A 23,398-nucleotide genomic window follows, 5' to 3' on the forward strand; every position below is an offset into this window, starting at 1 on the left:
CGGGGCGCGCCGCCGCGCGCCGCCGCCGGGGGTGGCCGGCGATCCCGGGGCGTGCCGCCGCACGCCCGTCGGGCGGTTCCGGGCCCGCGCCGGTCAGACCGCGTGGTACCGGCCGGTGCGGGCCTCCCAGCTGAGGTAGCCGGCCAGCCAGGTGAGCAGCCCGTCGGCGTACCGTCGGGCGATCGTGCGTTCGATCCGGGAGAGGCCCAACTCGCGGTAGACGTCCGGCAGCCGGTCGCTCAGCTCGGCGCAGCGGTCGACCATCAGCTGGGCCTCGGCGATGACCGCCGCGCAGGCCTCCTCGGCCGAGCAGCGCCGCTCCCGCTGGACGATCATGACCAGGTTGTTCACGTCCCCGCGCGGCGCTTCCAGCGGGTAGGACCGCACGTCGTTGCTGAGTGACGGTATGTCGGCTGCCAGCTGACGGAGTTGGCGTAGCACCGGGTGGTGCAGGACGGCGGCGGGCACCTCGAACTGGCCGAGGCGTTCGACCATGTCGAAGATGGTCTCCATCGCCGCGGTGCCCCGTCGCAGTTCCAGGTAGCCGTCCCGGTCCGGCGGCCGGCTGGAGATCCGGCCGGCCGCCTCGGCCGGGTGACTGGCCAGGTAGTACTCCCAGTTGTAGGCCGCGCGGGCCTGCCAGCGGGCCGGCATGCCCTGCACGCTGCGGTTCCACAGGTCCGCGAAGGCGGTCTCGACCGCGGAGCCCTGGTCGGGGCGGGCGCCGTGCAGGACGGCGATCAGCCGTTCGCAGATCGGGGCCACCTCGGCCGGGCGGCGGCCGAGCGGGCCGTCGAACTGGTCGTCGAAGAGGAAGTAGAACCCCATCAGGTCGGCGGCCAGGGCGAGTTCGTCCGGGCCCGCGTCCGGATAGCCGAGCGCGGCGAGGTCCACCACCTCCCAGTGCGCGTAGCCGGGATGGTCGGCGTCGGGCAGCAGCGGGTGGCGGATCAGCCAGTCCCTGTGCAGCGCGCTGGCGCGCAGGCCGTGCGGACTGCGGCGGTGCGGGAACGGGATCTGAAGTGATGTGTCGTCAGACATCGGACTCCCGGTGCAGCGGAGGGTGGGGGCGCTTTTTGTTCGAGCACTGAGCGTGGGGGGAGTTGACGCGGCGGGGAGCGGATGGCGGGGGCGGGTCGGACAAGATCATCTGCGCCTCGAAGGCCGTAGGGTATCTGATGTAATGATCGGACGTTAGGGATATAGGGCAATTGCCCTTGGTAAGCCGTCCGAACCCTCACCGTCAGCCCCAGCCTGCACGAACGCCCCACGAGGCGGCCCGTACGGCGCTAACCTCGGCTCCACGCAGTGATGGAGCTGTGACGCAAGCGGGCGAGGCGGAGGCACGACGGTGACCGAGCAGGAGAACGCAATTCGGGCGGGTGCTGGTTCCGCCCGGGACGGTGAAGGCGCCGCGCCCCGGGTCCGGCTGCGCGACCGCGACGCCGAACTGCGTTCGGTGGAGGCCGCCGTCGACCGGCTCTGCCGCGATTTCGCCGCCGGCGGCACCGAGATCGGTGACCTGCTCACCTTCTCCGGCCGCCCCGGCATCGGGAAGACCAGCCTGCTGCACGAGGTCCGGCGCCTCGCCAAGCTCCGTGACGGCGCCACCGTGCTGTTCGCCCGGGGCGGCGAACGGCAGTTCAAGGAGCCCTACCACGTGCTGCGCCAGCTGCTCCAGCCCGTGCTCTCGGACCTGAAGCCGGACGTGTTCCGCCAGGTCATGGGCACCTGGGAGGAGGTCGTCGGACCGGCCATGGGCCTCAAGCAGCCCAAGGCCGGTGCCCGCCGCCTCGACCCGCAGGGCGTGCGCGACGGTCTCGACTACGTCCTCACCCAACTCGCGCCGCGCCGCGCGCCGATGGTGATGATCGTCGACGACCTGCACTGGGCGGACGGGGAGTCGCTCTCCTGGCTGACCAAGTTCGCCATCCGATCGAGTGAACTTCCCGTCCTGCTCGTCTTCGCCTTCCGGGAGGACGACAACGACTGGCCCGCCGAGACCCAGGAATTCCGCCGGAACGTCCTCCTGCTCAAGGGCCGCAAGCACGAACTCAACCGGCTCACCCTCAGCTCCGTCACCGACATGATCCGGGCCGAACTCGGCGACAGGGCCGAGGACGCCTTCTGCTACGAGTTCTGGAACGTCGTCAACGGCAACCCGTTCGAGGCCAACGCCCTGCTCGACCAGGTCCGCGACCAGGAGCTCGAACCGGTCGAGGAGAACTCCCGGCAGCTGCGCGAACTCGCCGTCGACGCCACCGGGATGACGCTCAAGAGCTGGCTGGACCGGCTCGGCGCCAGCACCCTCCGCTTCGCCTGGGCCTGCGCGATGCTCGGCACCGACATCCGGGTCGACCTCGCCACCCGGATCTCCACCCAGAGCACCGAGGGCGCCCGCGAGTCCATCAAGCAGCTGCGCAAGCAACGCGTGCTGACCCAGACCCCCAACGGGAACCTGGAGTTCGTCCACCCGCTGATCGCCAGCTCCATCTACAACACCATGCCGGACGCCACCCGCCTCGGCATGCACGGCATCGCCGCCGCCGAGATCGAGAACGCCGGACTCGGCCTGCTCGCCGCCTCCCGTCACCTCGTCGAGACCCACTCCGGCGAGGGCGACGACCGGATCGTCAGGAAGCTGCGCCGCGCCGCCGTCGAGCACCAGCTGATCGGTGCCCCGGAGGCCGCCCAGCGCTGTCTGAACCGCGCGCTCAACGAGCCGCCCGCCGACGAGATCAAGGCCGAGGTGCTGTACGAACTCGGCTGCTCCGCACTGCTCACCGACCCCGTCGCCACCGTCAACCAGCTCAAGCTGGCCCTCGACCCCGACGAGGTGCCGCTGCGTCCCGAACTGCGCGTGGACGCCAACTTCCGGCTGTCCGAGGTGCTCGCCCACAGCGGCGAGCTGGGCCAGGCGGCCCTGGTCTGCCAGAACGCGGCCCGGCTGACCATCGATCCGGCCGGGCGCCAGCGGCTCCAGGCCGCCTCGTTCATGTGGCACGCCTTCCGCAGGTCGGAGGAGGACGGCCCGGGCCGCTCCGCCCGCCTCGCAGAGATGTGCCTGAGTCTGAGCGGCCGGGAGGCGGCCGACCGGGCCGTGCTCGCCATGCGCGCCTGGGACCTCACCCTGCGCGGCGCCCCGTCCGCGGACGCCCTCGCGCTCGCCGACGAGGTCCTCGACGGCGGTCGGCTGCCCAAGGGCCTCGGCTGGACCGACACCACATGGGGCTTCGAGCTGCCCTCGATGCTCGGCCTGACGTACATCTACAACGACCGCATCGCCCAGGCCGAACGGCTGGCCGCGGACGCCATCATCCAGTTCGAGATCGCCGGTTGGAGCGGCGCCCACCGGGGCTTCGCGTACTTCCTGATGGGCCTGGCCCGGTTCCGCCGCGGCCTGCTCGCCGAGGCCGAGGACTTCCTGCGCCGGGCGTACCGGATCTCCGAGCGGATCGGGGAGAGGCTGCCGCTGGCCTGGGACGCGATCGGCGTGCTGGTCGACACCCTGATCGCCCGCGGCCGGGTCGACGAAGCCTGGACCACGGCCAACGACTTCGGCTTCCACCCGCCCTACCACCCGACGGCCATGGTGCTGCCGGACGCCGCCTCGCTGTACGGCAAGCTGCTGGTCGCCAAGGACCGGTACGCGGGCGCGGCCGCCGCGCTCACCGAGGCCGGCGCCCAGCTGGAGGTCCGCGGCTGGCACAACACCGTCTGGGCGCCCTGGGCCGGCCACCTCGCCATCGCGATCGCGGACGACGAACCCGAGCGCGCCCGCGACTACGCCCAGAAGGCGGTCAGGGACGCGCGCGCCTTCGGCACCGCCTCGGCGATCGGCACCGCGCTGCGCCTCCACGCCAGGATCGAGGACGGCCAGGCGGCGGTCGAGCTGCTGGAGGACGCGGTGGCGTACCTCGGGCAGTCGCCGGCCGGTTACGAGCACGCCGTCGCGCTGGTCGACCTCGGCGCCGCGCTGCGCCGGGTCGGACGGCTGGACGATGCCCAGGAGTACCTGTACCAGGGCATCGAGCTGGCCCAGCACTGCTCCGCGGAGGGGCTGGTCGACCGGGCCAGGCGGGAGCTCGCCAACTACGGTCTGCGGCCCAACCGGCTGGGGCTGCGCGACTTCAGGGAAACCATCGAGACGCTCAGCAACGCGGAGTGGGAGGTCGCCAAGCGGGCCGTGCAGGGCGTGCCGCCGCAGCGGATCGCCGACGAGCTGGGGGTGCCGATCGGCCTGGTCAACCGACGGCTGGCGGCTGTCTACCGCAAGGCGGGCAGCGGGCCGGACGGCCTGGCCTCGGCGCTCGGGCTGCCGCAGCAGCAGCGGGACGCGGGGCGGCTGGAGAACCTGGACGACTAAGCGGGGCCTGGACACGGCCCGCGTCCGGCGCGCGGGCACCGCCCCCGGCGGGGCTCCGGTACGGCGCCCGGCGGTCGTAAAGGCGCCCGGTGGTGGTGACGGGCGCCCGGCGCGACAGGCGGCGTGTGGGCGCGTGGAAGCGCCCCCGCTGCCGCCGCCGTCGCTAGGCTGACGGGCACGGGGCTGCCGCGGCGACCCCTCGACGGACCCGGAACCGGGGCGGCCGCGGTGCGACGTGGCCGCCAGTGAGGAGCAGGCCATGGCGATCGAGGCCACCAGCGTGCGGCACGAACCCCTCGACCCCTCGGGCGCGGGCGCCGCGATCGAGCGCTGGACGCTCACGGCCGGCCCGTACGAGGCGAGCGTGCTCACCCTCGGCGCCACCCTGCACACCCTGAGCGCGCCGGACCGCTCCGGCCGCTCCGCCCAACTGCTGCTGTCCACCGACCGGTTGTCCGAGATCCTCGGCCCGGCCAGGCACTACGGCACGGTGGTGGGCCGGTACGCCAACCGGATCGACCGCTCGTCGGTCACCATCGACGGCGAGGAGCACCGGCTCGCCCCGACCGGTGGGGGGATGACCCTTCACGGCGGCCCGGACGGCTTCGCGCACCGGATGTGGGCGGCCGAGCCGGTCGAGGGCGGGGTTCGGCTGACGCTGCACAGCCCGGACGGGGACCAGGGCTTCCCCGGCGCCCTGGACGTCACCGTCGCGTACACCCTGGACGCCTCCGGCGAGCTGGTGATCGACTACCGCGCCGTCACCGGCAAACCGACCGTCGTCAACCTGACCAACCACGCGTACTTCAACCTCGCGGGTGAAGGCACCGGCGACATCCTGGGGCACCTGCTCACCCTGGACGCCGACGCGTACACCCCGACCGACGAGCGGCAGATCCCGTACGGCAGGACCGAGCCGGTGGCCGGCACGCCGTTCGACTTCACGGTGGCCACGCCGGTCGGCAAGTCGGTGCACGACGAGCACCCGCAGCTGACCGGGCCCGGCGGCTACGACCACAACTGGGCGCTGCGGGCCCGCCCGGCGGACGGCGGCCCGGCGCGGGCGGCGCTGCTGGAGGACCCGGTCAGCGGCCGCACGCTGGAGGTGCTGACCACCGAACCGGGCATCCAGGTCTACACGGCGAACAAGTTCGGGGGCGCGGTCACCGGCGCGAGCGGCGTCCCGTACGGGCCGTTCGCCGGGATCGCGCTGGAGACCCAGCACTTCCCCGACTCCCCGCACCACCCGGCGTTCCCCAGCACGGAGCTGCGGCCGGGGGAGGAGTTCCGTTCGACGACGGTGCTCCGGCTGGGGACCAACTAGGGCTTCTCCGGTCAGGGCGCCGCCGGCCGTGCCTGCGCCAGGTCGCGGCGCATGCAGAGCCGGGGCCAGCGGTCGAGGCCGTGCTCGGCCTCCTTGCGCCGGATCTCGCGCAGGCCCGGGGTGAGTTCCTCCGCGGCCAGCGGGCGGAAGCCGCAGCGGGCGTAGTAGGGGGCGTTCCAGGGGACGTCCGCGAAGGTGGTGAGGGTGAGCGCGGGGGCGCCGGCGGTCGCCGCGAGGTGTTCGATCAGCGCCCGGCCGATGCCGCGGCGGGCGTGGTCGGGGTGCACGGAGACCTGTTCGATGTGCAGCGCGCCGTCCACCGGCTCGGCCAGCAGGTAGGCGGCGACGCTTCCGTCGGGGGCCTCGGCGACCAGGGCGACGCCCTGCTCCAGGTAGTGGGCCAGCTCCTCCGGGGCGGGGGGTTCGTCCTCGGCGATCTCGGGCATGCCGATCGCGGCGAAGGGGGCTCCGGCGGCCCGCTCCAGCTCGGCGAGCAGCGGAAGTTCGTCCCTGATGACGGTTCTGATGCGCATGCGTCCAGTCTGCTGGAGAGCGCTTTCGGCCACGCACGGTGGTCTCGTCGGCCAATCCGGAGAGGGTGAATCGGGCGAAGCTGATCAATTCGGGTCACTGTCAACTACCGTGCGGCAACGTCCAGGACACGTGGGTGTAACGATCGGCTTTTCTTGCAGAAATTTGCTGCAAGAACTTTCCGTCACTCTTACGCCGCTGTTAACTTCCTTCCGAGCCCGACGGCAGCAACGGTGCGGTCGGCAGGAGGCAGCCATTATGCGCCTGCCTCCGAACATCTCGGGCACCCCCACCCTCCCAAGGAGTTCTCATGCGGCGTGGCATCGCGGCCTCTGCCCTCGTTGTGGCCCTCGCGGTCTCGATGGCTGCCTGTGGCAGCAGCGGCTCCAGCTCCGACGGCAAGGCCGACGGGCCGGTCACCCTCACGTACTGGGACACGTCGAACGCCACCAACGAGGCGCCGGGTTACCAGGAGCTCGTCAAGAAGTTCGAGGCTGCGAACCCGAACGTCAAGGTCGACTTCGTCAACGTGCCGTTCGACCAGGCGCAGAACAAGCTCCAGACCGCGATGGGGGCCAAGGGCGCTCCGGATGTCTTCCGCTCCGAGGTCGGGTGGACCGCCGCCTTCGCCAAGGCCGGCTACCTGGAGCCGCTGGACGGCACCCCGGCCGCCGCCGACACCTCCGCCTTCCAGCCGAGCCTGATCCAGCAGGCCACGTACCAGGGCAAGCTGTACGGCGTGCCGCTGGTGACCGACACGCTCGGCCTGCTCTACAACAAGGAGCTCTTCACCAAGGCCGGCATCACCGAGGCGCCGAAGACCTGGGACGAGCTGAAGGCCGACGCCGCCGCCGTCAAGGAGAAGGCCGGCGTGGACGGCTTCTGGCTGAAGGCCGCGGACGGCTACTACGCGCTGCCGTTCCTGTTCGGTGAGGGCACCGACACCGTCGACGCCGCCGGCAAGAAGATCACCATCACCTCGCCGGAGGCCGTCAAGGCCGTCGAGACCTACAAGACGATGTTCACCTCGCCCGGCACCGCCAAGGCCGACGTCACCACCGACGCATACGCGCACATGATGGACGCCTTCACCAGTGGCAAGGTCGCGGCGATCATCCAGGGTCCCTGGGAGATCACCAACATCTACAAGGGCTCCGCCTTCGCCGACAAGACGAACCTCGGCATCGCGGCCGTCCCCGGCGGCTCCGCGGGCAAGGCCGGCGCCCCCACGGGCGGCCACAACATCTCCGTCTACGCCGGTGCCGACAAGGGCCACAAGGCCGCTGCCGAGAAGTTCGCCGCCTTCATGACCTCGGCCGAGAGCCAGGCGTTCATCGCGCAGAAGAACGCCACCCTGCCGACCCGCTCCGACGCCTTCACCGCCGACGTCAAGGCCGACCCGGGCATCGCCGGCTTCCAGGCCGTGCTGAGCAGCGCCAAGCCGCGCCCCGAGCTGCCCGAGTACAGCTCGCTGCTCGCCTCGCTGAACACCAACCTGGGCAAGGCCGTCCAGGGCACGAGCACCCAGGACGCGCTGAACACCGTCGCCACCGACTACGCCAAGCTCCTCCCGGGCTTCGCCAAGTAGTCCCCGTGCCAGGCCCGCCGACCGGCGGGTGACAGCGAACGAATGACAGCAGACGGATAACAGATGACAGGTGACAGATTTCATCATCTGTCAGTTGTCCGCCGTCGGCCTGCCACCCGCCACCTGCCACCCGCCGCCCCGGCGGGCCGCGGCCGTCGGCTCCCTCCGAGAATTCCCCCCGAGAAGGTGCAAACGATGTCAGTCGCCGTGCAGGGCGCCACCGGCAAGGGCAGCCGGGAGCGCGAGCAGCGTCCGGGCCTGCTGGAACGCGTCAAGCGCTCCTACACCAAGCACTGGTACGCCTACGCGATGATCGCCCCGGTCGTGCTGGTGCTGGGCGTGCTGGTGCTCTACCCGCTCGTCGAGGGCGTCTGGCTCACCCTCACCGATGCCAACAGCCTCAACGCCGCCCGCAAGATCGGCGTCAACGAGATCCCGGCGAGCTACCGGTTCGTCGGCTTCGACAACTACGCCGACATCCTGTGGGGCCCCGGCTCGTACGACCGCTTCTGGTCGCACTTCGTCTGGACCATCGCCTGGACGGCCATCTGCGTTTCCCTGCACTACACCCTCGGCCTCGGCCTCGCCCTGCTGCTCAACCAGAAGCTGCGCGGCCGCGCCGCCTACCGGATGCTGCTCATCCTGCCGTGGGCCGTGCCGGCCTTCGTCACCGTCTTCTCCTGGCGCCTGATGCTCGCCGACGGCGGCGTCGTCAACAGCGCCCTGGCCCTCCTGCACCTGCCCGAGCCCGGCTGGCTCACCGACCCGTGGGCGCAGAAGGCGGCCGCGATCATGGTGAACACCTGGGCCGGCGTGCCGTTCATGATGATCTCGCTGCTCGGTGGCCTCCAGGCGATCCCGGCCGAGCTGTACGAGGCCGCCGAGATGGACGGCGCCACCGCCTGGCAGCGCTTCCGGTACGTCACCCTGCCCGGGCTGCGCGCCGTCTCCTCCACGGTCGTGCTGCTCGGCGTGATCTGGACGTTCAACCAGTTCAACGTGATCTTCCTGCTGTTCGGCAGCGGCGCCCCCGACGCCCAGCTGCTGGTCACCTGGGCGTACCGGCTCGGTTTCGGCCAGATCCCCCGGGACTACGCGCAGTCCGCCGCCTACGGCGTGATCCTGCTGTCCATCCTGATCGTCTTCACCGCCTTCTACCGGCGCTGGCTCGCCCGCAACGAGCAGGCCAACGGCTGAGGCCCCGGACCCAGTTGACCCACGAAGGCAGGTAACCCCGATGAGCACCACCACCGAACTCCCGGCCCGCCCGGAGACCGCGGCGCCGGCCGCCCGGCCCGCCAAGGTCCGCCTCCGCGGCGAGCGGAGCCCGCTGGCCAGGGCGCTGTCCCACGGCGCTCTGGCCGTGGCCGGACTGATCGCGCTGTTCCCGGTCGCCTGGATCCTGTTCGTCTCGCTCGGCCCGGACAAGACCGACTACCTCCACCCCGGTGAGATCCTCGGCAAGCTCACGTTCGCGAACTACCGGCACGTGCTGTCCGACACCGACTTCTTCACCTGGTTCGGCAACGCCGTGCTGGTCTCCGGCGTCACCACCGTGTTCGGCGTGCTGGTGGCCGCCACCACGGGGTACGCCGTCTCCCGGATGAAGTTCCCCGGTCACAGGCCGCTGATGTGGTCGCTGCTGGTGACCCAGATGTTCCCGATCGCGGTGCTGATCGTGCCGATGTACACGATGCTCTCCGAACTCGACCTGCTGGACAGCTACCTCGGCCTGATCCTGGTCTACTCGACCACCACCGTGCCGTACTGCGCCTGGCTGCTGAAGGGCTACTTCGACACCATCCCGGTGGAGATCGACGAGGCCGGCCGGGTCGACGGGCTCTCCCCGTTCGGCACCTTCTGGCGGCTGGTGCTGCCGCTCGCCCGCCCGGGCCTGGCGGTGGCGGCCTTCTACTCCTTCCTCACCTACTGGGCCGAGGTGCCGTTCGCCTCCACCTTCATGCTCAGCTCCGACAAGTACACGCTGGCCGTCGGCCTCCAGACCTTCGTCAGCGAGCACGACGCCCAGTGGAACCTGATGGCCGCGACCGCCGTGCTGATCGCGATCCCGTCCGCGGGCTTCTTCTACCTGGTGCAGCGCCACCTGGTCACCGGCCTGACCGCCGGTGCCTCCAAGTCGTGACGCCCGGCGCCGCACACCCGGCGCCCACGGCCCCCCGCTCCTCCGATCCCCGAGGGATACCGTCCATGACCCAGAACCTGGCCGACACCTCCCGGCCTGCCGCCGACACCGCTCACGAGGCGAACGTCAGCGCGTCCAGAGGCTGGTGGCGGGACGCGGTCATCTACCAGGTGTACCCGCGCAGCTTCGCCGACTCCAACGGCGACGGCATGGGGGACCTGCCCGGCATCCGCAGCCGTCTGCCCTACCTGCGCGACCTCGGCGTGGACGCGGTCTGGCTCTCGCCGTTCTACGCCTCGCCGCAGGCGGACGCCGGCTACGACGTCGCCGACTACCGCGCGGTGGACCCGATGTTCGGCACCCTGCTGGACGCCGACGCCCTCATCAGGGACGCCCACGAACTGGGCCTGCGGATCATCGTCGACCTCGTGCCCAACCACTCCTCGGACCAGCACGAGTGGTTCCAGCGCGCCCTGCGCGAGGGCCCCGGCTCGGCGCTGCGCGACCGCTACCACTTCCGCCCCGGCAAGGGCGAGCAGGGCGAACTGCCGCCCAACGACTGGGAGTCCATCTTCGGCGGCCCGGCCTGGACGCGCACCGCGAACCCGGACGGCACCCCCGGTGACTGGTACCTGCACCTGTTCGCCCCGGAGCAGCCCGACTTCAACTGGGAGAACGCGGCCGTCGCCGACGAGTTCCGCTCGATCCTGCGGTTCTGGCTCGACATGGGCGTGGACGGCTTCCGCATCGACGTCGCCCACGGCCTGGTCAAGGCCCCCGGCCTGCCCGACCTCGGCGGCGCCGACCAGCTGAGGCTGCTCGGCAACGAGGTCATGCCGTTCTTCGACCAGGACGGCGTGCACGAGATCTACCGCAGCTGGCGGAAGATCCTCGACGAGTATCCGGGCCGGCGGATCGGCGTGGCCGAGGCCTGGACCCCGACCGTCCAGCGCACCGCCAACTACGTCCGCCCCGACGAGCTGCACCAGGCCTTCAACTTCCAGTACCTGGGCACCGGTTGGGAGGCCGACGCGCTGCGTGAGGTGATCGACCTCTCGCTCGACTCGATGCGCCCGGTCGACGCCCCCACCACCTGGGTGCTGTCCAACCACGACGTCACCCGGCACGCCACCCGGTTCGCCAACGAGTCCGGCCTCGGCACCCAGATCCGCACCCCCGGTGACCGCGAACTCGGTCTGCGCCGCGCCCGCGCCGCCACCCTGCTGATGCTCGCGCTGCCCGGTTCGGCGTACGTCTACCAGGGCGAGGAGCTCGGCCTGCCGGACGTCACCGACCTGCCCGACGAGGTCCGCCAGGACCCGTCCTTCTTCCGTCAGGCGGGCCAGGACGGCTACCGCGACGGCTGCCGCGTCCCGATCCCGTGGTCCGGCACCGAGGCCCCGTACGGGTTCGGACCGGTGGCCGGCGGGCCGTCCTGGCTGCCGCAGCCGGCCGAGTGGGCCGCTCTGAGCGTCGAGGCGCAGACCGGCGACCCGACCTCCACCCTGGAGCTCTACCGCAGTGCGCTGGCCGTCCGCCGGGCGCAGCCGGACCTCGGCGCCGGCACCGGTGTCGAGTGGCTGGAGAGCCCCGAGGGCACCCTGATGTTCCGCCGCGGCTCCTTCGTCTGCACCACGAACACCACCGGCCGACCGGTACGGATCGCGGCTCCGGGCGCCCTGCTGCTGGCCTCGGCCGACCTCGTGGTGGACGGCGGCGAGACCGTGCTCGCTCCGGACAGCACCGGCTGGTGGGCGGTCTGACGTGGTTGGAATAGGCTTCGGGACCGTGACTACGGCGCGACTCTCAGACATCGCGGCACAGGCGGGGGTCAGCGAAGCCACCGTCTCCCGCGTGCTCAACGGCAAGGCGAACGTTTCCGCCACCACCAGGCAGAACGTGCTGGCCGCACTCGACGTGCTCGGGTACGAGCGGCCGACCCGGCTGCGGCAGCGCAGCGCCGGACTGATCGGTCTGATCACCCCGGAGCTGAGCAACCCGATCTTCCCCGCGCTGGCCCAGGTGATCGAGCAAGTGCTCAGCCGGCACGGCTTCACCCCGGTGCTCTGCACCCAGACTCCGGGCGGCTCCACCGAGGACGAACTGGTGGAGATGCTGGTGGACCGGGGAGTGGCGGGCATCGTCTTCGTCTCCGGGCTGCACGCCGACACCACCGCCGCCCACGACCGCTACTCCAGGCTGGCCGGGCGCGGGGTGCCGTTCGTGCTGATCAACGGCTTCAGCGAGAAGATCGACGCGCCGTTCATCTCGCCGGACGACCGGGCTGCGATGTGGATGGCCGTCCAGTACCTGGCCGAACTCGGGCACGAGCGGATCGGGTTGGCCGTCGGGCAGCGCCGGTACGTGCCGGTGCTGCGCAAGATCGAGGGCTTCACGGCGGCGATGCGCGAGGTGCTCGGGCGCAGCCAGGCGGAGGCGGAGGATCTCGTCCACCACACGCTGTTCAGCGTGGAGGGCGGGCACGCGGCGGCCGGCGCGCTGCTCGACAAGGGCTGCACGGCGATCGTCTGCGGGAGCGACATGATGGCGCTCGGGGCGATCCGGGCGGTGCGGCAGCGCGGACTGTCGGTGCCGCAGGACGTGTCGGTGGTCGGCTTCGACGACTCGCCGCTGATCGCCTTCACCGAGCCGCCCTTGACCACGATCCGGCAGCCGGTCGAGGCGATGGCCACGGCTGCGGTGGACGCGTTGCTGGAGGAGGTCGGCGGGAACGCGGCCCAGCGCGGCGAGTTCATGTTCCAGCCGGAGCTGGTGATGCGCGGGTCCACCGGGGCCTGCGCGCGCTGAGCTGCGGCCGTCACGGCCGACGAAGGGGTCCCGGAGGGCGGGTTGCTCTCCGGGACCCCTTCGGTGTGCGCGGGACCGGCCGGTGCGGGCCGCTGACGGTCAGCCCTCCTGGGCGGCCGGGCGGTCGACGGTGAGGCGGTTTCCGTCGGCCGCTTCGCCGGTGCGGGTCTCGGTGCGGCGGCCGCGGGCCAGGTAGTCGCGCAGGACCAGTTCGACGGCGTCCTGCGGGTTCTTGGTGCCGGAGAGCATCATCGCGTCGATCGCGAGGTTCGCGTCGAGGGTGACGGTGACCTGGGCCATGTGGCTCCTCCTCGGGTGCAGAGCAGCAGCATGCCCGTTGGGGCGGCGATCCACCATGGGAATCGGCGGAACCGGGGGAGGGGACGCCGGAGCCCCCGGGGAGGAGCGACCAGACTCTCCCCGGGGGCGGTGGGTGGTCAGCGTTCGGACGACGGCCGACAGCTGACGGAGGACAGATGACAGATGTTGAAATCTGTCATCTGACATCTGTTACCTGTTACCTGTCGTCCGTCAGCGGTTCCCTGTCGGCTGTCACCGTCGTCCGTCGGCCGTGTGCCGTCCGTCCTCAGACCCGGCCGGCGAAGTCCGGGGCCCAGTTGGCGATGTTCTGCTCGCGGACGCCCGAGCTCGGGTTGGCGGCCTCGACGTACTTGCCGTTGCCGACGTAGATCGCGACGTGGTAGACGCCGGAGTCCTTGCCGTTGTTGGACCAGAACAGCAGGTCGCCCGGCTGGAGGCTGTCCAGCGAGACGTGGGTGCTGGCGGCGGCCTGGTCGGCGGCGACGCGCGGGACGGAGACGCCCGCGGCCCGCAGCGCGGCCTGGGTCAGGCCGGAGCAGTCCCAGCCGCCGTTGCCGGTGCCGCCGTAGACGTACGCCTGACCGACCTTCGACTCGGCGAAGGAGACCGCGGCGGCCATGCTGCCGGTGGCGGCCGGAGCCTGGGTCTGGCTCTGCGTCTGGGTCTGGGTCTGCGGGGCGGGCTTGGCGGCGGGCTTGGTGGCCGGGGCCTGGGGCTGCGCGGTCGGCTGGGCGTTCACGGCACCGCCGTTCGCGGACTGGCCGGACTTCTGCGAGCGGTCGAACCAGGTGAAGTCCGAGCCGGACTTGGTGGCGGAGGACTGGCCGGCCTGGGCCTGCCCGTTGCCGCCGAAGGACAGCTGCTGGCCCGGGTAGATGGAGTCCGGACCCTCGGTCAGGGTGCCGCGGTTGAGCTCGTACAGCCGCTGCCAGCCGCCCTGCACGCTGTGCTCGTCGGCGATCGAGGACAGCCAGTCGCCCGCGACCACGGTGTAGTCGCCGCTCTGGGCCTGCTGCTGGCGCTTCTGGGCCCACGCGCTCCGGTTGCCGGAGTCGGCGGAGCCGGTGGCGGCCTGCGCGCCGTCCTGGGCGGGTGCGGCGGGCTTCGCGGCGGGGGCCTGGGGCTGCGCGGGCTTGGCGGCCGGCTTGGCGGCCGGCTTCGCGGCCGGAGCCGCGGGCTTCGGGGTCTGTGCCGGCTTGGCGGCGGTCGAACCGGTGCCGGCACCGGTGGTGGAGCCCGCCGAGGTGTCGACGGCGGCCGGGGTGCCGCCCTTGGTCAGGCCGGCCTTGACGGAGCAGACGGGCCAGGCGCCCGGGCCCTGCGAGGCGAGGACCTTCTCGGCGACGGCGATCTGCTGCGCCTTGGTGGCCTGGTTGGCCTGCTGGGCGTAGGCGGTGCCACCGAAGGCGGCCCAGGTGCTGGAGGTGAACTGGAGACCGCCGTAGAAACCGTTGCCGGTGTTGATGGCCCAGTTGCCGCCGCTCTCGCACTGGGCGACGGCGTCCCAGGTGGAGACCGAGGCGGCGGAGGCGGTGCCGGTGGTGAGGCAGGGAACGGTGAGGCCGACACCCGCGACGCCGAGGGCGGCGATCACGCGACGGGTGCGGCTGGACAGACGGTTGCCGTTGGTGGGCAGCATGAAGACGCGTTCCTCTCCCACGCCTGCGAGGTGAGCTGTCGGATTCGGGCTGGAGTTGCCCGGCCGCGCCATGGGCGCGGCTTCACCCCTAGCCCTGGACCGTTCCTGGGATCGGTCCGGGGCGACTTACCTGTGGGTCCCCCGCTCCTGCCGTGGTGCGTTTTCGCGCTGCCAGGACATCCGACGGCAGGACTCGGCGTCGCGGATGAACCGGGTTCGTGTGGTCACGAACGGGAGCACGTTAATCAGACTGAAGTTCAAACTGCAAACTCCTGTGATGCGCATCACGGTTTAGTGGGAACCGCCAAAATTGCCGTCCGCCATGATCGTAAATGATCGTTTTCGGGCAATGCTGTTGCGGAAAGCGACAACTGGCTCCGCTTCAGAAGGGGCGTGACGGGGCGTCGAGGCGAGGAATCATGCGCCCTGGGAAGCAGTGGAGCGGCCGCGATTCGAGCGCCCCCGCGCACGCGGCCTATTTCCCTTCAAATAGCGCCAGATCGGACATTCCACTTCATTTGACACCCCGTTGCCGCCTTCCTCCCGCCTTCCTCCTGAACAGGATGGGAGAAACAGGACGAGGGGCCCGGAACGCTCGTGCGTTCCGGGCCCCTCGGTGCGCGCGGAGCGGCGCGCGGCGTCGACTACCGTCCGGCGCGTCCCTCGGCGGCCGCGTGGGCGCCACGGGCGCCCTCCACGACCCCCTCGGCCTCGGCGGCGGCCGCCGCCTCCGCCTCGGCCCGCGCCAGGTCCTCCGGGGACGGTGTGGGCAGCGCGGCCAGATAGGTGGAGGCGATCAGCTGGCCCACCGACGGGTACGCGCCCAGCGGCGCGGCCGACGGGCAGCCGGACTCCTCGGCGGCCGTTGCGAGCAGCTCGGAGTCCGCCTCGGGGCCGATCACCAGCGGGGCCAGCGCGGGGCGCTGCGAGCCGGTGGCACGGAGGTGGTTGACGGCCGCGGCCACCGAACCGGGAACGTCGAGCGCGGCGGCGACGACCGGAACGGCCAGTCGGGCGGCCAGCAGCACACCGGTGATGCCGGCCGCGGCGGCCGCGTCCTCGCCGCCGACGGTGGTCAGGACCACGCCGTCCGCGGCGGTCGCGATGGCGAACAGCCGGGCGCGGTCGGCCCGGGCCAGTCCGGCCTCGGACAGCCGGACGTGCACGCCCTCGGCCAGCAGCGGGTGCGGGCCCAGCGGGTCGGTGACGGGTGCGCCGTACTCGGCGGCGAGCGCGTGAAGCCCGGTCAGGAAGGTGTGCGGGCCGGGTACCAGCGGCACCAGGACGGGCATCGGCTGCCCGGCCTCGGCGGCCAGGCTCAGCAGCTCCGCCACGGTGCGGTCCTCGCCGCCCACGCCCTCGGTGCCGTTGCCGGGCAGGTAGCCGACCGCGGTCCGGACGCCGTTCTGCTCGGTGCGGACGATCGAGAGGAGCTCCTCGACGACCGAGCGGGACTCGGGCCCGGCGGTCGCGGGTACGGCGAGCACCAGGGCCGGGGCGCCGGCCGGAATCTCGGGGCGCTCAGGACGACGATGGCGCCCCCGCGCACGGGAGCCTGGAGTACGGACGGGCAGTGGCGCGCCCGGGATGGCTGCGGTGCTCATGCCGGAGATCGTAGGACATCGGCCCGTCCGGCTTGCAGTCGGCTGCCGTACGGGTTTCGCGCGGCCGTGGTGCGGAGCCGGTGAGTCTCCGGCGCCGGTCCCGGCGCTTTGCCTACAATCCGGACATTCCTCACCCGATCTCCGAGTGGGCGTCAGTATTGCTCGACATTGCTCGACGCGATCCGAGGGGGCGGGCGTTGCGCCCGTGGCGCGTGAGATGTCTCACAGTGCGCGGGTGGCTTGACAGAGGGTCACGGAGATGCGACTCCCGGCATTCGAAGATCAACATTCAGCGGGGAGGCGCTCACGGCCGGTTATCGCGCGCCCGGTGATTCCATCGGCTATGTCCGTTTACGTACCGTCAGGAGAAGGGCCCGTGAAGAGTTCGGGGCCGCGAATGAAAGGCCTCGTGCACCTGCACCGTCCCGTGCTGATGCACGTGCACTGCGGCTATCATCACGTCAAGTGAGGCGTTGTGCCGGACCGGTACGGGGCCGGTCCGTTCGTTCGGCGGTGCCGGGGCGCCGCGCTGGACGACAACTCCGGAGCTCTTCGGGAGACTTCTATGCACGACTCGCAGGACATGCACGGCTCGTACGACACCTACAACGGGATGGCCGCCGCCGATCTCCGGGGGGTGGTCTGGCAGAAGAGCCTGCACAGCAACTCCCAGGGCAACTGCGTCGAGTTCGCGGCCCTGCCGGGCGGCGATGTGGCGATGCGCAACTCGCGGTTCCCTGACGGTCCGGCGCTCATCTACACCCGGGCCGAGATCGCCGCCCTGCTGCTGGGGGCGAAGGACGGGGAGTTCGACCACCTGGCGGTCTGACCGACCGTCGTGCTCCGTCATCGGAGGGCCGTCGTGGGTGCCGACACCACGACGGCCTTTGTCTTTTCCGGGGTCCTTCCCGGCGTCCTTCCCGGTTTCGTCCCACGGGCGTGACCGCTCGCGGACCGGGGGAGCCGGAACGCCTCGGCGGGACCTGGTGGAAGGGCCCGGAGCGTGGTCCTCCCGGGGCTTCCCCCGGCCGGCCACGCGCAGGTCCGGCGCGAGTCCGTGCCTGGCGCAGGGTCCGTTTCGGGCGTGGCACCCGTCCCGGGTGCGGGGCCCGTTCGGGGTGCGGTGTCGGCCCCGGTCGCGATCCCCGGTTCCAGCCGCGGTGCCAGTCCCGGGTGCAGTGCCGGTCCCAGTCGCGGTGCCGGTTCCGGGCGCGACACCCGGGCTAGGCCGAGCGCCGATGCCGGCCGCCGACCTCGACGGGACCGTCGAGCGGTGAGCGGCCGCCGAGTTCCGGATGTCCGTCCAGCGGGGAACCGCCGGTCGCCTCCGCCTCGAACAGCGCCCAGACCACCTTGCCGCTCCCCAGCGGGTGCCAGCCCCACGAGCGGCTGAACGACTCCACCAGGTGCAGTCCGCGGCCCGATTCGGCGACGAAGTCCGCCTCCCGGGCGACCGGGCCGATGCTGCTCGGATCGCTCACCGCGCAGACCACCTGGGGTGCGCGGTGCACCAGGCTTATTCGGATCGGCAGCCGGCCGTCCGCGGTCGGCTGTATGGGAAAGTCGTACTCGCCCTGGACGCCGCCCGCATGGTCGGGCCGTGCGCCGACCGCGTGCCGGAGCGCGTTGGTCACCAGTTCCGAGGCCACCAGCGCGACATCGTCGAACAGTTCCGTCAGGCCCCAGCGCTTGAGCGTGATCCGGGCGAAGTCGCGCGCGGTTCTGACGGCTTCAAAGCGAGGAGCGAGCGTACAGGTGACCACATGGGGGTCAACCGCCAAAGCCGTACCGGTGCTCATGAAGAGCTCCTCCCATAAGGGGGCGGACACGGCTGGACCCGCCGGGGTCATGCCGGTCACCTCCGACTCGCTCGGCCGCTCGGCCGCCCCTTCGACCAGGCGCGCGCGCACTCGAACGCCCGATGGCGCGGGGGACGCCGTCGGGTCGGTGCGCGGAGTCGCGCGTGGGGTCGACGCGGAGCCCGCGGGATTGCCAGGGATGTGCAGGTGCACGTGCACCATGGTGGTGTGCGCTCACTGCAGATGCAAGAGTCGATTCACGTGCAGTCGCACTATTGGCATATGCAAGCGCCGAATGCACGTGCATCCTGGTGCGTGGGGTGTGGAACTGATAGGAACATCCGTCAGTATCGGCACCGTGAGCGCTCAACTGATGGCAGACTGTGCGCTGTTTGCCCTAGGTGGAGGTTTCGACCGCATGACCACAGTTCAGCCGGGCGGCGGCTCGATGGTCCGCCGGATCCTCCTCGGTTCGCAGCTGCGCCGCCTCCGTGAGGCGCGCGGCATCACCCGAGAGGACGCGGGCTACGCGATCCGGGCCTCCGAGTCCAAGATCAGCCGCATGGAACTCGGCCGCGTCAGCTTCAAGGAGCGCGACGTCGCCGACCTGCTCAGCCTGTACGGCGTCGACGACGGCATCGAGCGGGAAGCCCTGCTCGGCCTGGTGCGCGAGGCCAACAAGTCCGGCTGGTGGCACAGCTTCAACGACGTGCTGCCGGGCTGGTTCCAGACCTACGTCGGGCTGGAGGAGGCGGCCCAGCTGATCCGCACCTACGAGGTGCAGTTCATCCCCGGGCTGCTCCAGTCCGAGGAGTACGCACGGGCGGTTTTCGGCCAGAGTCGGCCGGTCATCAGCGAGGAGGAGGTGGAGCGACGGGTCAGCCTCCGTCTGCGTCGGCAGAAGCTGCTGGCCGAGGGCGCGAGTCCGCGCCTGTGGGCGGTCATCGACGAGGCCGCGCTGCGCCGGCCGGTCGGCGGGCCCAAGGTGATGCGCGGTCAGGTGCAGTACCTGATCGACGTCGCCGAGCAGGCCAACGTGGTGATCCAGGTGATGCCGTTCCGGTTCGGAGCTCACGCGGGCGAGTCCGGGGCGTTCACGATCCTCCGGTTCCCCGAGCAGGACCTCGCCGACGTGGTCTACCTGGAGCAGCTCACCAGCGCGCTCTACCTGGACAAGCGGGACGACGTCGACGCCTACATCCAGGTCATGGAGCGGCTCTGCGTGGACAGTCTCACGCCGGAGCGCACCATCGACCTGCTCGCCTCGATCCTGAAGGAACGCTGAGCCGCTGCCGCCCGGGGCCTGTGAGCTCCCTCGCTCGCGAGGCCCCCCGGCAGCCGGTCACCAGGCCGCCCACCCGCCGTCAGTCGCGGGCCGGCGGCCGTTCGCGTTCCGGCGGGGACGGCTGCGGCGGGCGGCCCAGTTCCCAGGCCAGGTCGTAGCGGCGGAAGAGGTCGGCCCGGATCGGCGCCAGCGAGATCTCGGCGCCCGGCAGCAGCACCCCGATGCAGCCGCCCATCAGCGCGCTGCGCAGCACCGCGTGCTCGGCGATCGGATCGGGTGCGCCCCAGTCGTGCAGGAGTCTCTGGAGGATGGCGCCGAGCTGCTGCTGCTCCGGGTCCTGGACGAAGGCGCCGGTGTCCGGGTCGAGGATCAGTGCCAGGTGCGAGCGCATCACCCGGGGGTGGTCCAGTGCCAGTCCGAGGACGGTGTCGATCGCCCGGGCCAGCCGGGTGTCGGGGGAGGAGCCGGAGGGCAGTTCCGCCAGCGCGTCGGCCAGGGACTGGTGCATCATCCGGTGGGTCGCGGACTGCATCAGCAGCCGTTTGCCGTCGAAGTAGTACGAGAGCAGTCCGCGGGCGAGTCCGGCCCGTTCGGCGATGTCCGTCAGCGTGGTGCCCGCGTAACCGCGCTGGTCAACCAGCTCGACGGTGGCCCGCATGATGCGTCGGCGGGAGCGCTGCCGCATCTCCTCATTGACCGAATCCCCGCGAGGTGCCATCGTGTCTGCTCCGAACGTTCGTTGGCTTCGAGCCAATATACTTGCGGAGCCGACAGCCGCACCGTGGAACCGCGCCCTCGAGGGGCGCTGCCCGGGCGGCGGCCACGAAGACGGCCGGCTCCACCAACACGGGGGTTTGGTGGAGCCGGCGCCATTGCCCGACGGTCCGGAGGCCGGCCATGGGCCGGCCCGCTGGTCAGCGCCGGGCCAGGACTTCGGTCCGGGCCGCGGGCGATCCGGCCGGCGGGGCGTCATGATCCGCTACTGGTACGGGAGTTGACTTCCCGCGCCGGTCCACCAGGGCGCCCGTCGCGGCGACCGCCAGGCCGACCAGCGCGATCGCCGTGACGAACATCAGGGCCGGCCGGTAGCCGTCCAGTTGGGCCTGCGGGCTGTCGCCGCCCGCGCTGCCGGCCGTGATCATCGCGGTCGACCCGGCCAGCACCACCGCGGTGCCGACCTGGATCGCGGTGTTCACCAGGCCCGAGGCCAGGCCCTGCTCCTCGTCGGCCACGCCGTCGGTGGCGGCGATGTTCACCGAGGGGAAGGCGAACGCGAAGCCCACGCCGAGCAGCAGCATCGAGGGCAGCACCAGGCCCGGGTAGGAGCTGTGCTCGTCCAGCCGCAGGAACAGGGCGAAGGCGGCGACCAGCGACAGCAGGCCGATCGGCAGCAGCCGCCCGGTGCCGAAGCGGTCCACGATCGGGCCCATGAAGGGTGCCGAGAGCGCGATGAGGGCCGCGGCGGGGAGCAGTCCGAGGGCCATCTCCAGGGCCGACCAGCCGAGCAGGTGCTGGAGGTAGAGGGTGACCACGAACTGGAACCCGCCGTACGCGCCGGTCATCGCGAAGGCGACGACGTTGGCCCGGGCGACCGAGCCGTTGCGGAAGATGCCGAGCCGGACCAGTGGGTGCGCGGTGCGGCTCTCCACCAGCAGGAAGGCGGCGGCCAGGACGGCGACGACGAGCAGCGAGCCGAGGGTGCGCAGGCTCAGCCAGCCGGCGCCCTGGGCCTCGGTGACGGTGAAGACCAGCAGCAGGACGGTCGCGGTGCCGGTGATCGCGCCCAGTACGTCGTAGCCGCCCTTGGCGGGCTCCTCGGTCGGGCGGGGGAGCAGTCGGATGGCGAAGACCAGGGCGATCAGCGCGACCGGGACGGGCATCAGGAAGGTCCAGCGCCAGCCGACCGAGGTCAGCAGGCCGCTGAGGACCAGGCCGAGCGAGAAGCCGCTGGCGCCGCAGGTGGTGTAGATCGACAGCGCGCGGTTGCGGGCCGGGCCCTCCGCGAAGGTCGTGGTGATGATCGACAGGCCGGCCGGCGCGGTGAAGGCGGCGCTGACGCCCTTGAGGAAGCGGGCGGCGATCAGCAGTGCGCCGTCGTCGACCAGGCCGCCGAGCAGCGAGGCGGCGGCGAAGACGCCCAGGGCGACCAGGAACACCCGGCGGCGGCCGAGCAGGTCGGCGGCGCGCCCGCCGAGCAGCAGCAGGCCGCCGTACCCGAGCACGTAGCCGGAGACCACCCACTGGAGGGTGGAGGTGGAGAGATGCAGGTCGGAGCCGATGGACGGGAGGGCGACGCCCACCATGGAGACGTCCAGGGCGTCCAGGAACATGGCGGCGCAGAGCACGATCAGGGTGCCCCAGAGGCGGGGAGTCCAGTGCGGCCCGCTGGTTGACGGGGCGTCGGGTGACGTGACGGTCGCGGTGGTCATGGAGAGGACGGTACATGCACATGCATTCAATGCAAATGAATTAGATGTGAACGCAATAATTGACGATGCACGTGCTAGGGTGGCGGCGTGGCTGAACTCGACTCCCCGGCGGAGGCCGGTCTCGTCGCGCAGTGGCGCGAGCTGCTGGCCCGGCACGCCGCCGCGGCCTGCATGCTCGACCGCGAGCTGGGCGACCGGTACGGGCTGGGCATGAGCGAGTTCGAGGTGCTGGAGCGCCTCGTCGAGGAGTGCGGGGGCGGTGGCGGGCGCGCGGTGCGGGTGAGCGAGCTGGCCCACACCGTCCACCTGAGCCAGAGTGCGTTGTCCCGGCTGATCGCCCGACTGGAGAAGGCCGGGCTGGTCGCTCGCGCGATGTGCGAGAGCGACCGCAGGGGCGTCCTGCTCACCCTGACCGACGCCGGTCGGGAGCGCTACGAGCAGGCCAGGCCGCTCCATCGCGAGGTGCTGGGGCGGACCCTCGGCGACGAGCCCGGCCAGGCCTGCGGAACGCCCACGGACTGACGGGCCGGCCGGCCGCCCGGCGGATCGTCAGGGGTCACGCGTCGGCGCGGGAGCGGTCTCAGAGCAGTGAGTGCAGCCCGGGCGCGGCGGCCAGCAGGACGACCACGACGGGCGCCGCGAGGGCCGCGACGGTGAGCCGCAGCCGGTTCGGCACGGTGAGCCGCGGGCGGCCCGCGAGCAGCCGGTCCACCCGCTTCGGGGACTGCGCCAGGCCGGGCGGGCAGGAGCCGAACACGCCGCGGTCCAGGTTGAGTTCGGCCAGCGCCAGGGCGGTGGTGTGCCGGCCGTGCCGGCGTGCGGCCCGGTCGTCGGCAGCCAGCTCGACCAGCTCCGCCACCTGGCCCCGGAAGGCGCTGAACACCCGGACCCCGGGGAAGCCGGAGGCGAGTGCCTGGGCGAACTGCTGGAGCCAGTGGTGCCGGGCCCTGACGTGGCCGCGCTCATGGCTCAGCACGGCCGCCAGCTCCCGGTCGGTCAGCTGCTGGAGGGCGCCGGTGGTGACCACCAGGCGGGAGTCGGGGCCGGGCAGCGACCAGGCCTCGGGGCGGACGTTCTCCAGTACCACCAGCCGCTCCCCGCGGTTCCGGGCGGTCTCGATGGTGTCGGGCAACTCGGGTGCGCGGGTCGCCAGTTGGGCGTGCCGACGGGTGCGCAGCGCCTTGGCCGTGCGGACCTCCCTGGTGAGCGCCAGCACCGTCTGCACCCCGCCCGCCGCCAGTACCGCGGCACACAGCCGGCCCCACCCCTCGGCGTCCTGGAGGCCGTACGCGGCCTCCACGCCGCGCGGCGCGCCCGCGAACACCAGTGAGCGCAGCTCCGGCAGGGCGGCGGAGGCGGCCAGCACCAGGCCCAGTGCGCAGCAGAGCAATACGGCCACCACCAGGCACTGCCACACCAGCAGGGCCAGCACCGGTTCGCGCTCCGCCCAGCGGGCCCGGGCCAGCAGCCTGGGCGCGAGGGTCGAGAGCAGCAGTCCGAGCAGCAACAGGCCGATCAGGGCGGGCATCGATGGGCTCCCCGGGTACGCACGGAACGCGAC

Annotated in this window: 19 protein-coding genes and 1 riboswitch; of the genes, 10 read left to right on the top strand and 9 right to left on the bottom strand. The window is 71.7% G+C overall.

Going from position 1 to position 23,398, the window contains the following annotated elements; genetic code table 11:
• Window positions 1–93: 93 nt before the first annotated feature.
• Entirely contained in the window at window positions 94–1,041 is a 948-nt protein-coding gene (locus tag BU198_RS14435; protein ID WP_188297244.1) for a terpene synthase family protein, read from the bottom strand.
• 310 nt (window positions 1,042–1,351) lie between these two features.
• Here BU198_RS14435 and BU198_RS14440 point away from each other — a divergent pair, with 310 nt between their 5' ends.
• Both BU198_RS14440 and BU198_RS14445 read left to right on the top strand, forming a co-directional pair.
• Window positions 1,352–4,366 carry an ATP-binding protein gene (locus tag BU198_RS14440; protein WP_188297245.1) on the top strand — a complete coding sequence of 1,005 codons (3,015 nt, stop codon included), beginning with the start codon at window positions 1,352–1,354 and terminating at the stop codon, window positions 4,364–4,366.
• 259 nt (window positions 4,367–4,625) lie between these two features.
• On the top strand, window positions 4,626–5,690 hold the full coding sequence (locus BU198_RS14445) for an aldose epimerase family protein (RefSeq protein WP_188297246.1): 1,065 nt from the start codon (window positions 4,626–4,628) through the stop codon (window positions 5,688–5,690).
• A gap of 11 nt (window positions 5,691–5,701) precedes the next feature.
• Here BU198_RS14445 and BU198_RS14450 read toward each other — a convergent pair whose 3' ends face one another.
• Window positions 5,702–6,223 (bottom strand): GNAT family N-acetyltransferase, encoded by a 522-nt coding sequence (locus BU198_RS14450; RefSeq protein WP_188297247.1) that lies wholly within the window; start codon window positions 6,221–6,223, stop codon window positions 5,702–5,704.
• 308 nt (window positions 6,224–6,531) lie between these two features.
• Here BU198_RS14450 and BU198_RS14455 point away from each other — a divergent pair, with 308 nt between their 5' ends.
• From BU198_RS14455 to BU198_RS14475, 5 genes are all read left to right on the top strand, one after another.
• Entirely contained in the window at window positions 6,532–7,809 is a 1,278-nt protein-coding gene (locus BU198_RS14455) for an extracellular solute-binding protein (RefSeq protein ID WP_188297248.1), read from the top strand.
• A 195-nt stretch (window positions 7,810–8,004) separates the two neighbouring features.
• Entirely contained in the window at window positions 8,005–9,006 is a 1,002-nt protein-coding gene (locus BU198_RS14460; RefSeq protein ID WP_188297249.1) for a carbohydrate ABC transporter permease, read from the top strand.
• Window positions 9,007–9,046: 40 nt separating this feature from the next.
• On the top strand, window positions 9,047–9,952 hold the full coding sequence (locus BU198_RS14465) for a sugar ABC transporter permease (protein ID WP_188297250.1): 906 nt from the start codon (window positions 9,047–9,049) through the stop codon (window positions 9,950–9,952).
• A gap of 65 nt (window positions 9,953–10,017) precedes the next feature.
• On the top strand, window positions 10,018–11,715 hold the full coding sequence (locus BU198_RS14470; RefSeq protein ID WP_188297251.1) for a glycoside hydrolase family 13 protein: 1,698 nt from the start codon (window positions 10,018–10,020) through the stop codon (window positions 11,713–11,715).
• A gap of 25 nt (window positions 11,716–11,740) precedes the next feature.
• A complete protein-coding gene (locus tag BU198_RS14475) occupies window positions 11,741–12,760 on the top strand; it encodes a LacI family DNA-binding transcriptional regulator (RefSeq protein WP_188297252.1) in 1,020 nt (339 codons plus the stop codon).
• A 99-nt stretch (window positions 12,761–12,859) separates the two neighbouring features.
• Here BU198_RS14475 and BU198_RS14480 read toward each other — a convergent pair whose 3' ends face one another.
• From BU198_RS14480 to BU198_RS14490, 3 genes are all read right to left on the bottom strand, one after another.
• Complete coding sequence (locus BU198_RS14480) at window positions 12,860–13,060, bottom strand: hypothetical protein (protein ID WP_188297253.1); 201 nt, start codon at window positions 13,058–13,060, stop codon at window positions 12,860–12,862.
• A 286-nt stretch (window positions 13,061–13,346) separates the two neighbouring features.
• On the bottom strand, window positions 13,347–14,741 hold the full coding sequence (locus BU198_RS14485; RefSeq protein WP_188297254.1) for a transglycosylase family protein: 1,395 nt from the start codon (window positions 14,739–14,741) through the stop codon (window positions 13,347–13,349).
• Window positions 14,728–14,888, bottom strand: a riboswitch (cyclic di-AMP (ydaO/yuaA leader). (Overlaps the previous gene by 14 nt.)
• 476 nt (window positions 14,889–15,364) lie before the next feature.
• Window positions 15,365–16,324, bottom strand: coding sequence for a hypothetical protein (locus BU198_RS14490; RefSeq protein ID WP_223244377.1), 960 nt, complete (start codon window positions 16,322–16,324; stop codon window positions 15,365–15,367).
• Between the two features lie 565 nt (window positions 16,325–16,889).
• Between BU198_RS14490 and BU198_RS14495 the strand changes: the two genes are divergently transcribed.
• Window positions 16,890–17,153 carry a DUF397 domain-containing protein gene (locus BU198_RS14495; protein WP_188297255.1) on the top strand — a complete coding sequence of 88 codons (264 nt, stop codon included), beginning with the start codon at window positions 16,890–16,892 and terminating at the stop codon, window positions 17,151–17,153.
• Between the two features lie 394 nt (window positions 17,154–17,547).
• Here the strand turns inward: BU198_RS14495 and BU198_RS14500 are convergent, their stop codons facing one another.
• Window positions 17,548–18,123, bottom strand: a complete 576-nt coding sequence (locus BU198_RS14500) for an ATP-binding protein (RefSeq protein ID WP_223244378.1) — start codon at window positions 18,121–18,123, stop codon at window positions 17,548–17,550.
• Window positions 18,124–18,541: 418 nt separating this feature from the next.
• On the opposite strand from BU198_RS14500, the gene BU198_RS14505 reads away from it, so the two are divergent.
• Window positions 18,542–19,408 (top strand): helix-turn-helix domain-containing protein, encoded by an 867-nt coding sequence (locus BU198_RS14505; protein WP_188297256.1) that lies wholly within the window; start codon window positions 18,542–18,544, stop codon window positions 19,406–19,408.
• A 79-nt stretch (window positions 19,409–19,487) separates the two neighbouring features.
• On the opposite strand, the gene BU198_RS14510 is transcribed toward BU198_RS14505, so the two are convergent.
• Together BU198_RS14510 and BU198_RS14515 are read right to left on the bottom strand one after the other, a co-directional pair.
• Entirely contained in the window at window positions 19,488–20,093 is a 606-nt protein-coding gene (locus tag BU198_RS14510; protein ID WP_223244379.1) for a TetR/AcrR family transcriptional regulator, read from the bottom strand.
• 229 nt (window positions 20,094–20,322) lie between these two features.
• Entirely contained in the window at window positions 20,323–21,837 is a 1,515-nt protein-coding gene (locus BU198_RS14515) for an MFS transporter (protein ID WP_188297258.1), read from the bottom strand.
• 87 nt (window positions 21,838–21,924) lie between these two features.
• Here BU198_RS14515 and BU198_RS14520 point away from each other — a divergent pair, with 87 nt between their 5' ends.
• The gene (locus BU198_RS14520) at window positions 21,925–22,359 is read left to right on the top strand and encodes a MarR family transcriptional regulator (RefSeq protein ID WP_317620119.1); all 435 of its coding nucleotides are present in this window, start codon (window positions 21,925–21,927) and stop codon (window positions 22,357–22,359) included.
• A 58-nt stretch (window positions 22,360–22,417) separates the two neighbouring features.
• Here BU198_RS14520 and BU198_RS14525 read toward each other — a convergent pair whose 3' ends face one another.
• A complete protein-coding gene (locus BU198_RS14525) occupies window positions 22,418–23,365 on the bottom strand; it encodes a M56 family metallopeptidase (RefSeq protein ID WP_188297259.1) in 948 nt (315 codons plus the stop codon).
• Window positions 23,366–23,398 lie beyond the last annotated feature (33 nt).

It is taken from the genome of Streptomyces sp. CBMA156, from assembly GCF_014596515.1.
Lineage (GTDB): Bacteria > Actinomycetota > Actinomycetes > Streptomycetales > Streptomycetaceae > Kitasatospora.

Bases quoted from the DNA above. Each gene is read 5' to 3' on its own strand.
- BU198_RS14435 (WP_188297244.1), bottom strand. From the start codon at position 1,041: ATGTCTGACGACACATCACTTCAGATCCCGTTCCCGCACCGCCGCAGT.
- BU198_RS14445 (WP_188297246.1), top strand. From the start codon at position 4,626: ATGGCGATCGAGGCCACCAGCGTGCGGCACGAACCCCTCGACCCCTCG.
- BU198_RS14450 (WP_188297247.1), bottom strand. From the start codon at position 6,223: ATGCGCATCAGAACCGTCATCAGGGACGAACTTCCGCTGCTCGCCGAG.
- BU198_RS14455 (WP_188297248.1), top strand. From the start codon at position 6,532: ATGCGGCGTGGCATCGCGGCCTCTGCCCTCGTTGTGGCCCTCGCGGTC.
- BU198_RS14460 (WP_188297249.1), top strand. From the start codon at position 8,005: ATGTCAGTCGCCGTGCAGGGCGCCACCGGCAAGGGCAGCCGGGAGCGC.
- BU198_RS14465 (WP_188297250.1), top strand. From the start codon at position 9,047: ATGAGCACCACCACCGAACTCCCGGCCCGCCCGGAGACCGCGGCGCCG.
- BU198_RS14470 (WP_188297251.1), top strand. From the start codon at position 10,018: ATGACCCAGAACCTGGCCGACACCTCCCGGCCTGCCGCCGACACCGCT.
- BU198_RS14480 (WP_188297253.1), bottom strand. From the start codon at position 13,060: ATGGCCCAGGTCACCGTCACCCTCGACGCGAACCTCGCGATCGACGCG.
- BU198_RS14490 (WP_223244377.1), bottom strand. From the start codon at position 16,324: ATGAGCACCGCAGCCATCCCGGGCGCGCCACTGCCCGTCCGTACTCCA.
- BU198_RS14495 (WP_188297255.1), top strand. From the start codon at position 16,890: ATGCACGACTCGCAGGACATGCACGGCTCGTACGACACCTACAACGGG.
- BU198_RS14500 (WP_223244378.1), bottom strand. From the start codon at position 18,123: ATGAGCACCGGTACGGCTTTGGCGGTTGACCCCCATGTGGTCACCTGT.
- BU198_RS14505 (WP_188297256.1), top strand. From the start codon at position 18,542: ATGACCACAGTTCAGCCGGGCGGCGGCTCGATGGTCCGCCGGATCCTC.
- BU198_RS14510 (WP_223244379.1), bottom strand. From the start codon at position 20,093: ATGCGGCAGCGCTCCCGCCGACGCATCATGCGGGCCACCGTCGAGCTG.
- BU198_RS14515 (WP_188297258.1), bottom strand. From the start codon at position 21,837: ATGACCACCGCGACCGTCACGTCACCCGACGCCCCGTCAACCAGCGGG.
- BU198_RS14525 (WP_188297259.1), bottom strand. From the start codon at position 23,365: ATGCCCGCCCTGATCGGCCTGTTGCTGCTCGGACTGCTGCTCTCGACC.